General features: G+C 42.0%; 11 protein-coding genes and 1 pseudogene. All 12 read left to right on the top strand.

The genetic code is table 11. The features are described from left to right. Window positions 1-40: 40 nt before the first annotated feature. The 12 genes and pseudogenes from BLW54_RS20335 (at window position 41) to BLW54_RS01200 (ending at window position 11944) form a co-directional block, all read left to right on the top strand. Window positions 41-1204, top strand: a complete 1164-nt coding sequence (locus BLW54_RS20335) for a hypothetical protein (RefSeq protein ID WP_139254051.1) — start codon at window positions 41-43, stop codon at window positions 1202-1204. A 21-nt stretch (window positions 1205-1225) separates the two neighbouring features. Then, entirely contained in the window at window positions 1226-1783 is a 558-nt protein-coding gene (gene sipW, locus BLW54_RS01250) for a signal peptidase I SipW (protein ID WP_181949637.1), read from the top strand. Between the two features lie 71 nt (window positions 1784-1854). After that, complete coding sequence (locus tag BLW54_RS01245; protein ID WP_035506297.1) at window positions 1855-2448, top strand: CalY family protein; 594 nt, start codon at window positions 1855-1857, stop codon at window positions 2446-2448. Between the two features lie 62 nt (window positions 2449-2510). Continuing rightward, window positions 2511-3206: a TasA family protein gene (locus tag BLW54_RS01240; protein ID WP_035506295.1), complete on the top strand. Its 696-nt coding sequence runs from the start codon at window positions 2511-2513 to the stop codon at window positions 3204-3206. A gap of 32 nt (window positions 3207-3238) precedes the next feature. Further along, window positions 3239-3871 carry a class D sortase gene (locus BLW54_RS01235; RefSeq protein WP_051744022.1) on the top strand — a complete coding sequence of 211 codons (633 nt, stop codon included), beginning with the start codon at window positions 3239-3241 and terminating at the stop codon, window positions 3869-3871. A gap of 327 nt (window positions 3872-4198) precedes the next feature. Beyond that, window positions 4199-5617 carry a YfcC family protein gene (locus BLW54_RS01230; RefSeq protein WP_074733025.1) on the top strand — a complete coding sequence of 473 codons (1419 nt, stop codon included), beginning with the start codon at window positions 4199-4201 and terminating at the stop codon, window positions 5615-5617. Between the two features lie 29 nt (window positions 5618-5646). Then, window positions 5647-6772, top strand: a pseudogene (locus BLW54_RS01225) (amidohydrolase). Window positions 6773-6938: 166 nt separating this feature from the next. Beyond that, window positions 6939-7958 (top strand): LacI family DNA-binding transcriptional regulator, encoded by a 1020-nt coding sequence (locus BLW54_RS01220; RefSeq protein ID WP_074733024.1) that lies wholly within the window; start codon window positions 6939-6941, stop codon window positions 7956-7958. A 114-nt stretch (window positions 7959-8072) separates the two neighbouring features. Next, window positions 8073-8837: a sugar phosphate isomerase/epimerase family protein gene (locus tag BLW54_RS01215; RefSeq protein WP_074733023.1), complete on the top strand. Its 765-nt coding sequence runs from the start codon at window positions 8073-8075 to the stop codon at window positions 8835-8837. 25 nt (window positions 8838-8862) lie between these two features. After that, a complete protein-coding gene (locus BLW54_RS01210; protein WP_083391451.1) occupies window positions 8863-10134 on the top strand; it encodes an extracellular solute-binding protein in 1272 nt (423 codons plus the stop codon). 44 nt (window positions 10135-10178) lie between these two features. Further along, window positions 10179-11126: a carbohydrate ABC transporter permease gene (locus BLW54_RS01205; protein ID WP_083391450.1), complete on the top strand. Its 948-nt coding sequence runs from the start codon at window positions 10179-10181 to the stop codon at window positions 11124-11126. Then, window positions 11123-11944, top strand: coding sequence for a carbohydrate ABC transporter permease (locus BLW54_RS01200; protein ID WP_035506285.1), 822 nt, complete (start codon window positions 11123-11125; stop codon window positions 11942-11944). The genes BLW54_RS01205 and BLW54_RS01200 overlap by 4 nt, the downstream gene beginning before the upstream one ends. The last annotated feature ends 4 nt before the right edge of the window (window positions 11945-11948 follow it).

Below are 11948 nucleotides of genomic sequence, written 5' to 3'. Positions count from 1 at the left end.
GCCTAGAAAAAATAGTTTTAGAAGGCGACGTAAAAGCAGAGTGCTAAAAACAACTAAACACATTGCATGCAGTGTTGCGATTAGTTCACTGATTATCGGTTTGAGTTCTCAATTTGTTGGTAAGACGTTCGGTGCTTTTGGTGATTCAGGGACAACATCATCGCAAATCAAAGCTTGTGAAGTTTTCCCTGGATACATAAATGAACGGTTCTCAGATATCAAAGAAGAGCTTCTTCTCTTTCTTAACGAGTTGAATAACCTACCAGATATAACGAGTTACACAGCTTCCTTTGAGCAAGTGGAAGGGTTAGCGGAATATTCGATTCAACAACTGAAAGAGGAAGAAGAGGGGTTGAAAGAAAACCAGATCAAACTCGAAGAATTACAAAACGAACGTTTGGAACTGGATAATAGGTTGGACTTTGCACGAGAAAATCTAAATGAAAGAGCCCATACGATTTACAAGTGGTTTGAGAAAATTGCTCAGCTGTCTGAACAGACAACAACGTCCTGTTTACAGGATGAATATCCACTAGCCGGTGATGTATTGAAGGACCTACTCCTCAAGAGTGGTTTGAAACATAGTCAAATTGAAAATCTTCTATTTTATTACCATACCCACCAGTTTGGACAGAACGCTGCTCCTCACATTAAGGAAGCGGTTTGGGAGAATTTCCAAAATTTCATCAATGAAACCCTCAAGTCTCCCAAAAACCAATTAGAAAAGAATAAACAAACAATGAAAGAAGAGAAGAAAAAGATTAAAGAAGAAATTACTTCTGTTCAAGCTATGATTAAGCAGCTGGAAAAAGAGGAGGCTGAAAAAGAGAAAGAAGAAAAACAAAAGGAAGCAGAAGAGCGGAAAGCTAAAAAAGAACAAGAAAAGCAGAAGGAAAGTCAAAAAGAAGCAGCCGCTGATGCCTTTAAAGAAAAAGAAGAGGTAAACATGGACAGTGATGAAGGTGACAAAGAGGATCAAGCAAATGATGATGGTTCCTCCTCAGATGACGAGCAAACCACAGAACGGGATAATTATGGACCAAAAGATAAACAAACGGAAGATGCTGCAGAGAAGGAAAAATCCGGTTCAGGAGATAGTCAGAAAAACAAGAACGGTGAGACATCCAATAAGGGTGAGGAAATAGAAGAAAAAGCTTCCTCTGAACAAGAGGATGTTGAGGAAGAGTCTAAGGAAAAAGAATAAACGATTCAAAGAGGGAGGTAGATGATGAAAAATGTACTGTGTACACTCATGACATTTTTACTGTATGCGATATTGATCTTCATGGTTGTCATAGTGGCTGTCTCGAAAATTTCTGGCGGTGAGTCCACATTTATGGGATATCAATTGAAAACAGTCCTCTCTGGATCCATGGAACCAACCTTCCAAACAGGGTCGATTGTAGCAATTGAACCTACCGAAGAAGGGACCCACTATGAAGAAGGTGATGTCATTACATTTATGCGTGAGGAAGGCGTTCTCGTCACTCATAGAATCATAGAGGTCAAGGGGGCGGGAGAAAATATCAGTTATATCACTAAAGGTGACAACAATGATGGTGCTGACCTTGAGCCAGTCTTAGCAGCCAATGTCGTAGGTGAATACGTCGACTTTACGATTCCATATATCGGTTACGTAATGGATTTTGCTAATTCCAAATTAGGATCTCTTCTATTATTAGTGGTTCCGGGAGTTGGGTTGTTTGGATATGGATGTCTCTCTATTTGGAGAGAGATATCTAAACTGGAAGATACGAAAGAGAAAGAATCTGCGAAAGCTTAACGGTTGTACTCCTTGTACATAAGCAAGGATTCAATATATTAAAACATATATTTCTAAAGGAGGACGTTTGGATGGGATTGAAAAAGAAATTAGGTTTGGGTGTGGCATCTGCGGCTTTAGGATTGTCTTTGGTTGGTGGAGGAACGTTTGCTTACTTCAGTGATACAGCAGAGGCCAGCGGATCATTTGCTGCTGGTACATTGGATTTATCTGCCAATCCTACCACAGTTATTGATGTGGATAACCTTAAGCCTGGGGATACGATGCTTCGTTCATTTGACTTAGTGAATGGGGGTTCCTTGGATATTGGTGCAATTAATTTAGATACAGAATACACAGTAAGTGGAGAAGGTAATAATAATGGTGACGATTTCGGGGACCATATTCGTGTTAACTTTCTCTTAAATGCTGATAAGTTAGATGTACCTATTTATTCCACTACTTTAGCTGACCTTCAGGATATGAGTCCTGATGTAATAGAAGGAAACATCTTTGGTGCATGGTTAGCCGAAAGAGGAGGGAATCTAGCTGCTGGTACATCCGATAAATTATATGTTCAATATGAATTTGTAGATAATGGTGAAGATCAAAACCATTTCCAAGGCGATTCTCTATCGCTTAAATGGACTTTTGAAGGTGAGCAGACAGCTGGAGAGGCTAGATAATGTTTGAAAGGGCGGGGGGACTCCTCCCGCTTTTCTTTACTAATCCCTAAAGGAGATTATCTATGATAAAATTCCCTCTTTTACTAAAAATCTTCAGCACTTATAGCCTATGCATTCTACTCTTTGTCCTCTTCCAACCGATCGGGTCAACCCAGGCATTAGAAAATGTCTCTGAGATTGATCTATCTACCTCGCACGAACGTGTCATGGACATCGAAAACTTTAAGCCAGGTGATTATGCTGTCCGCACCTTTACTGTGAATAATGATGGCACGGAAAATTTCCATTACACAGTGACTGCTGCACATAAAGGCGGCTCAGAAAAATTGTTTAATCAGTTAACCTTCACCCTCGAAATTAGAGGCGAGCAAGTATTTGCTGGTCATCTATCTGATTTTGAAAAAATTACAGGGAGGAGGCTTACAGGAAAAAGTTCAGATGAGATATCTTTGAGGGTTGAATTTCCTTATGAATCTGGGAATGAATTTCAAGGGTTGGCAACAGAAGTTGGCTTTACCTTTATCGCAGAAGGTGATGTTCCACCAGGATCAACACCGGATCAGGGAGGTGGTTCGTCACAGAACCAGACAGATCAGCAAGCTGTCTCATCTGGAGGAGGAGTGCTTCCACAGACAGGAGAAGATTCCCCGTATCTCTATTACCTTGTAGGCGGATTATTATTTACATGGGGGATTTCCCTTTATATTCGTAGTTTTCGTAGGAAGAAACAAAGGGGGGTTAGAGCAGAATCGTCTTAGGATTTTGCTCATTTTTTAGGAGTGATGAAAGGATGAAATGGTTGGCATTGGGGATCATCCTTATAGGTTTGGGGGTGATCAGTTATCCGTTTGTCGAAGATCAATGGGCCTCTTATAAAAAGGATCAATATATCCAACAATTTGAATCTGGAGAAGGGGATAGCCCCGACTCAAAAGGTGAGAGGGAAGTTCAAATAAAGAAAGTGAATGACCTTCTGGAAGCAGGAGAGAGGAGCCATTCCCTGTTTGCCAAAGAAGAAGATGATGCTTCGGTTTTAGGAACTATTGAAATTCCAACCATTCAATTAAAATTGCCCGTTTTACAGGGGGCCAGTGACGCCCATTTAAAATATGGAGTGGGCCATTTGAATGGGACGGCTCCAATTGGTCATCATGGTAATGCCGCCCTTGCTGCTCATAGGGGCTATAGGGACGGCAAGCTTTTTAATAGATTGGATGAGGTAAAAGAAGGTGATTCGATCTTGTTTCACACGACGGAGGGAGAGTTCGAGTACGAAGTCCAACACTCCTTTCTTGTTACACCAGAAAATCTATCTGTTTTGAATCAATCGGGAAAGGAAACCATGGTGACACTGATCACTTGTGACCCTGTTCCAGATCCAACTCATCGTTTAATCGTAAAAGCTGTATTAATAGATGAATAAAAGAATCACATAAAAAGTGTTAAGAGTAGAAAGGGAAGGTATTGTGAAGAAAAGATAAAGATATACGAGTGTAGACGAAGAGGGACCTGGTTCCATTGAGGCATTCGATTTTAGGGATCCGGAAAGTGAAAAAACCCCTGTGTTTCCAGCTGAAATTGTAAATCCTGTCCATATATAAATAAAAAATCTTTCTGGACTCTTTCAGAAAGATTTTTTAGTGGACTCCTTTCGGATAAAAAGACAGAATTTTGAGATTTCAGGGAATGTTATATATAATGGCTCTATATTTCTATCCATTTGAAGGATAAAGGAAAGGGAGGTAATGATATGAGTTTACCTGAACAAACACCAGAACAGGAGGAGAATAGGAAAAAGAAGTGGGAGATGCCGGATACTTATGTGATTCTTTTTGCCGTCCTTTTAATTGCCGTCCTCGCTACTTATATGGTCCCTTCGGGAACCTTTGAACGTGAGTCCATGGATGGGGTAGAACGAGTGATTCCGGATACATATAGCCGTGTTGGGGGAAATCCGGCAGGTTTCATGGATATTTTCTTAGCCTTACAAGAAGGAATGGTCCAGTCGGGCGGATTGATTTTTTTGGTATTGTTTGCAGGTGGAGCTTTTGAAGTGATCGAGAGATCAGGTGCCATTAAGGGTGGTATTTTACGTGCCGTTCATAAAACGAAAGGAAAAGAATTTTGGTTGATTGCCATTGTTTCCATTTTGTTTGCCCTTGGTGGTGCTGTTGGTGCAGTGGCCAACTCTGTCATTCCATTTGTTGCGATTGGCGTTATTATAGCTAGAGCTTTAAAACTGGATGCTATGGTAGCTGTTGCCATTACGTTTGGCGCCACGTTTGCTGGGTTTAACGTTGGGTTTTTGAACCCCTACACCATTGGGATCGCTCAATCTATAGCTGACCTTCCTTTATTTTCGGGGATGATACTTCGAATCATCGCTTTTGTAATTATTGTGGGTGTAACGATTCTTTATACATGGAATTATGCAAAAAAGGTACTGAATGATCCAGCCAAAAGCCTAATAGGGGTATTGGGCGAATCCAATGTTTCAAGTCAAGATTTAAAAGCCCCGTTTACGACAAGACATAAGTGGATCATGGGATTTGTCGGTAGTGCACTATTATTCTTCATTTTTGCAACGATCCGCTTCCAGTGGTCAATTAATCATATGGCAGCTTTCTTTATTATTATAGGGATTGTATCGGGAATGATTGCAGGGATGAATTATAATAAAATTGCGCTCACGTTTCTTGATGGTTGCCAGAAACTCGTCTATGGTGCACTCATTATTGGTGTGGCCCGGGCTATTTTGATCGTTATGGAAAATTCGAATATCTTGGATACTGCTGTTCATGCCTTATCTGTCCCTTTAGAAGGATTATCCCCTGTGATGGCAGCCCTTGGCATGTTTTTGGCTAATGGAATGATGAACTTTCTTGTTCCTTCTGGCAGCGGCCAAGCCATGATTGCTATGCCGATATTATCCCCCTTAGCCGATATGATTGGTGTTACACGTCAAGTTGCCGTCCAAGCTTATCAATTCGGCGATGGGTTTACGAATAGTATCTTTCCAACATCCGGGCCCTTGATGGCAAGCCTTGCTGTTGCTGGAGTGCCTTGGATTAAGTGGGCGAAGTGGATGTTTCCATTGCTGTTGATATGGGCAGGGATAGCCATTGTTATGCTGACTGTAGGTGTATTGATTAATTGGGGACCGATTTAATCCCCCAATAGGAAGAAGGAGGTATCTTTATGAGCAGCCGTCCGACACTTGAAGAAATGTTTGAACATTTGCACCATCATCCAGAAATCAGTTGGAAGGAGACAGAAACAACCTATTACATTGCCTCATTATTAGAAAAAACGAATGCGCGTGTCACACAATTTGATGACGGACCGGGTCTGGTTGCAGAGCTTGGCAGCGGCCGTCCATGTGTGGCGATCCGCGCAGATATTGATGCGTTATGGCAGGAAGTGGAAAGCCAATCATTCTTGTGGTCATGACGCCCATATGGCGATTGTACTCGAAACTCTTTTTGCATTGGAAAAGAAGCAGTCGGTATGGAGCGGGACAGTGCGGTTTATTTTTCAGCCGGCTGAAGAAACCGTCGAGGGGGCTTTGGTCATGGTAAGAAAGGGGGTGGTGAATGATGTTGACTACCTGTATGGCCTTCACTTAAGACCGGAACAAGAGTTGCGGACAGGCGAGTTTGCTCCAGGGATCCAACATGGGGCCGCTCGTTTTTTGGAAGGGACCATTTCCGGAGAGGACGCCCATGGTGCCCGTCCTCATCTTAATAAAAATGCCATCGATATTGGTGCGGAAATAATTCATATGATGAAAGGTATCCATTTGAATCCGAGGATTCCCTATTCTGTCAAGGTGACGTCTTTTCATAGCGGCGGCAAAAGTTCCAATATTATCCCGGGAACAGCGACTTTTTCATTGGACTTACGAGCTCAGACAAATGAGGTGATGGAAGAGCTTACAGTGAAAGTCGAAGCGATTATGAACGCTGTTTCGGATTTGTATGACACGCCGATAGACCTTGTATTGAAATCTGAAGCTGCTGCAGCGGAATGGAGTGAAGAAGCAGTCGAGTATATGGAAAAATCTATCCGAGGAGTTGTGGGAGATCGCGCTTGTCGACAAATCATCCAGACAACAGGGGGAGATGACTTTCATTTCTATACGATTAAGAAGCCTGATTTAAAAGCGACGATGCTGGCCATTGGCTGCGGATTGAAACCAGGTTTACATCATCCGAAGATGACCTTTGATCATAAGGTGATGCCTGTTGCTTCTGATATCTTAGTGCGAGCTGTGTTAGAAACGCTTGGGAATCAAAATGATTCTTCGGACTCGCATAGAAATTAGATGTGGATGACTTGATTCGCTTCTTAGTAACCGCTTCTTTAGTAGATATAAATAACTATAATACGAGCCTTGGTGAACTATTTTAAAAATAGTGTTGAAATTCTGAAAATTATATACTACACTAAATGTAATCGATTACATTGTTGGAAAGAACAGGAGATTTATAATGCCAAAGATGAGTGATGTCGCCCGTTTAGCAGGGGTATCTACCGCTACTGTTTCAAGAGTTTTGAGGAATCCCGATGCTGTTAAAACAGGTACGAAGGAAAAAGTGTTGGAAGCCATCCATCAACTAAATTATCAGCCCAATATGCTGGCCCGTCATTTTCGCCGGACAGAAACAAAGACGATTCTCGTTCTTGTTCCGAACATTATTAATACCGTGTTCGCTGAAATCGTCGGGGGGATTGAAGAGCAAGCCTCTAAAAACGGCTACCGAGTGCTGCTTCGAAACACCGCTAGGAAATTGGAAAGGGAATATGGTTCCATTGAGCACTTAAAACAAAGGCAAGTGGATGGAATGATTATGTTATCCCCACAATTGGATGAAGCGACCCTGAATGAAATCAGCAGCCAATTCCCAATTGTACTGGCAACGGCCAACTTGGAGACACCTAAGATCCCTTTTGTTTCTATTGATAATGTGAGTAGCAGCTATAAGGCGACGGAGCATTTAATCCGTCTTGGTCATAAGAAAGTGGGACACATTACCGGACCGATGGATTCTTTGCTTTCCAGGCATAGAAATGAGGGGTATCGGAAAGCGTTGGGAGATTATGGGCTGGACATTGACGAGCAATTGGTTCGTCGTGGTCATTTTTCCTATGAGTCGGGCTTTGAGCAGATGATGGACATGCTTGGGCAGAATCATGTACCTACAGCTGTATTCGCTCCAAGTGATGAAATGGCAATCGGGATCATCAACGCTGCGAAAGAACATCAGCTTCGGGTCCCTGAGGACTTAGCTGTTGTCGGGTTTGATAATATCCGGTTTGCATCTATGTTTAACCCGTCCTTAACAACGATTGCCCAGCCCTTATTTAAAATGGGGCAAAGGTCGATGGAGTTACTGTTAAAAAAATTGAATGGTGAATCCATTTCCCAGACGGAGCATTTGCTGCCGGATGAGTTGATTATTCGTGATTCCTGCGGGGCCAGGAAAAAGGGAAAATTGCTCCACAATTAAAAAGGTAAAAATGTAATCGATTACAAGGCGAAGTTTATCTTAAGGAAAGTCCCAAGTCCCTTATGTTATCTATTTTTGTAATCGATTACATTAAACATAAAAGGAGGCACAATGATGGTTAATATCAAGGTAGCTGTACAGATGTTTACACTGCGAAAAGAAAGTGAGAAGGATTTTAAAGGCGTACTGAAAGAGGTAGCAGACATTGGATTTCAGGGCGTTGAATTTGCCGGCTATGGCGGGCTTGAAGCCGAAGAGTTAAAAGATCTGTTGGACGAATTAGGATTAAAGGCAGCCTCTAGTCATATACCATTAAGTTCTTTGGAAAAAGATTTGGAGAATGTCTTAGAGACGCAAAAAATCATCGGGAGCAAACATATCGTATGCCCCCACCTTTCTCCGGAACGCCGCAAGGATGAAGACTACGAACAACTCGTTTCTATTTTGAATAAGGCGGGGCGTCGTGCCGCAGAGGAAGGGATTACGTTGTCCTACCATAACCATGATTTTGAACTGGAGGAAATGGCAGATGGAAGGACACCACTTGAGTACATTTTATCTGAAACGAACCCCGAGTGGGTAAAGGCAGAATTTGATATCTACTGGTTAACCAAAGCCGGCGAGTCACCGTTGGAGTGGCTGGATCAATATAAAGGACGAACTCCACTAGTTCATTTGAAAGATATGACCACAGATGATGAACAGTTCTTTGCTGAGTTAGGCACAGGAGGAGTCGATGTGGAAGGCGTGTTGAAGAAAGGGGAAGAGAATCAAGTGGAATGGTGGGTGGTTGAACAAGATCAGTCCAAACAGTCGCCACTTAAGAGCATTAGGGAAAGTCTTCATTATTTGCAGGATCAAAAAGTCATATCTATTTAAATTTTGAGTAAAAGGAGAGATCACTTTGAAAAAAATATGTAGTTTACTGCTCATGCTTTTATTTGTATTGTTTTTGACGGCGTGCGGAGAGGACTCCTCCAGTTCGGCGGGAGGAAATGGAAAAAAAGTCCTTGAATTCTGGCACATTGATCCTGGTGAAAAAGAAGAAATCTATAAAGAGGCTGTTGCCAGGTTTGAAGAAAAACACCCGGATGTAACCGTAAAGGTATTAAGAATACCGAATGATGCTTATAAACAAAAGCTTTCTGTTGCCATGTCTGGCGGTAATCCTCCTGATGTCTTTAATAGTTGGGGAGGGGGCTGGCTGAAGCAGTTTGTCGATCAGGGGAAAGTCCTTGATGTAACAGATGATGTAGATGCTTCCCGCTTTAATGAACTGGCTCTCGATAATTCTACCTTTGAGGGAAGTGTCTACGGTCTTCCTCTAGGTCTTTCCACTGACGTTGTGTTTTATAATAAAGAAATCTTTGATCAATATGGACTGGAAGAGCCGAAAACGTATGAGGAATGGCTGGATATTATTGATACGCTGAATGAAAATGAGGTCATCCCAATCGCTTTGGCTAACAAGACGAAATGGCCTGGTGCCTACTACTTGATGAACTTTGCAAGTCGAATAGCTGGTCCTGAACTTTTTGACAGCGCATTTCATCGTGAAGGCAAAGGGTTTGATGATGAAGCGTATGTACAAGCAGGTGAGTACATACAGGAAATGGTAAAGAAAGATGCCTTTAATGAAGGTTTCAATGGTGTTCCCTATGATGAAGGAACAGGAAGACAGCTGTTGTACTCTGGACAGGCGGCAATGATGGATATAACCATTTCCTTTCTAAATAATGTTCGAAGTGAAGCTCCTGAATTTGAAGAGAAGCTGGACTTCTTCGTATTCCCGAAAGTGGAAGGCGGGGAAGGAAAACAAACGCACATAGGGGCTGCCACAGGTCCAGTGTGGTCCGCTTCACAGGATACTGAACACCCTGAACTTGCTACAGAATTACTCAAAGAATTGACAAGTGAAGAAACGGCTCAGAATTATACGGACCGTACAGGTTCTCTAACTGCTCTGAAAGATGTAGTGCCAGATGATGAGTTCACACGTGATATTTATGATGTCGTTCAACAAGCGACGCATTTGCAAATGCCCTATGATCAAACTCTTCCTCCTGAATTAGCTGAGCTTCATAAGGATACGACTCAAGCCATATTCGGATTGAATATGAGCCCTGAAGAAGCAGCTGCACAGATGGAAGATAAGGCACAAGAAGTCCTGGAATAAGAGAGGGGAAATCCCCCTCTCCAACTAATGGAAGGAGAGATCATGTGCAAACACATGTGAACAAGATGGCCGGGGCTCGATCTGTATCGAAGCCTGAACAGAAAGTGAGTAGTGTGAAGATCAAAAATGCGTTAACCATTATGCTTTTTATCGCTCCCGCCTTTATTGTGTATGCGGTATATGTGCTCTACCCAATCTTTTCTACTTTCCAATACAGTCTTCACCAGTGGGATGGAATGAGTGAAATGACCTTCGTAGGACTGCAAAATTATATTCAGCTTTTTAATGATTCGGTATTTTGGACCTCTTTAACCAATAATGCGTGGGTCGTCATTGTTTCCGTTTTTGTTCAGATTCCCTTAGGTCTGTTGATGGCTTTAATGCTGTTTGCCCCTATTAAAGGGATACGATTTATGAGCAGTGTTTACTTTTTTCCCTTCTTAATGTCTACGGTTGCGATCGGTTTGTTGTGGGTGCTTATGTATGATCCAATTAACGGCATCATTAATCAGCTTGTTACATTAGTAGGTTTTGAAAACGTTTCGTGGTTAAGTCAGGCCGAAACAGCTATGTTTGCCGTATTACTTGTTGTGGTCTGGCAGTTCGCTCCTTTTTATATGATTCTTTTTAAAGCAGCCATTGTAGGGATTCCAGAAGAATTGTACGAGGCAGCGAAAATGGATGGAGCCAATGCGATGACGAAATTTATTCATATCACCTTACCGATGCTCATGCCTACGATTGTCAGTTCCTCTATTCTTGCCATCGTGGGGTCTCTAAAAGCTTTTGATATCTTCTATATCATGACGGGTGGCGGCCCGAATCATGGCACAGAACTGATGGGAACCTACATGTTCAAGCAGGCGTTTATCAACTTCAATATGGGTTATGCAAGTGCTATCGCTTTTCTGATGTTCTTTATTGCTCTTATTGTAACAGTTATCATTCAAATCTTGGATTTCTATCGTAAGAAGAAGGGGGCCTATTCATGACAGCTACATTAAAAAGAGTACCCTTGTACGTACTGGCCGTGGTATTACTCGTGTTTACCGGATTCCCTTTTCTTTATATGCTGTCCACAGCACTAAAGAATCAAAGTGAATTCTTTGAGGCACCATTCTCTTTCTTTACTTCATTCAATCTTGAAAATTTCACGACCGTCTTCCAAATGGGATTATCCAGATATTTCTTTAATAGTATTTTGATTACTGTCCTTGCTGTCGGGATCGTCATGTTCATTGCATCACTGGCGAGTTATCCATTAAGTAGAATGAAATTTAAATTCAATCGTGTCCTCTTTTTAATTTTTATATCGGGAATGATGCTCCCGATCCATGCTACGCTCATCCCTATTTTTAAATTGACCGAAAATATCGGACTCTATGATACTTTGTGGGCGCTGCTTGGTCCATATATCGCCTTTAGTCTGCCCATATCCATTTTTATTCTGACACAGTTCATGCAAGAGATCCCGAAATCTTTAGAAGAAGCAGCCAAAATGGATGGATGTACCCATTTCGGAGTGTTTTGGCGAGTGATTCTCCCCATGTTGACACCAGCATTGATGACCGTATTGATCTATAACTTCATTCATTTATGGAATGAGTTCATCTTCGCTCTTGTCTTGATTTCGAGTCCAGAAAGTATGACATTGCCGTTAGGATTACAGGATTTCAGAGGCGAGTTCTCTGTAAACATTCCAGGTCTCATGGCTGCGTTGACATTAGCAAGTTTACCAATTTTGATGATTTACTTGTTCTCCCAGGAAAAAGTGGTCAAAGGACTAGCTGGGGGAGCTGTTAAAGAATAAGGAA

Source organism: Halobacillus karajensis (assembly GCF_900108515.1).
In the GTDB taxonomy this organism is placed as follows: domain Bacteria; phylum Bacillota; class Bacilli; order Bacillales; family Halobacillaceae; genus Halobacillus; species Halobacillus karajensis.
The sequence above is the reverse complement of the archived record's forward strand: the minus strand, read 5'-3'. Positions and strand labels throughout refer to the sequence as shown.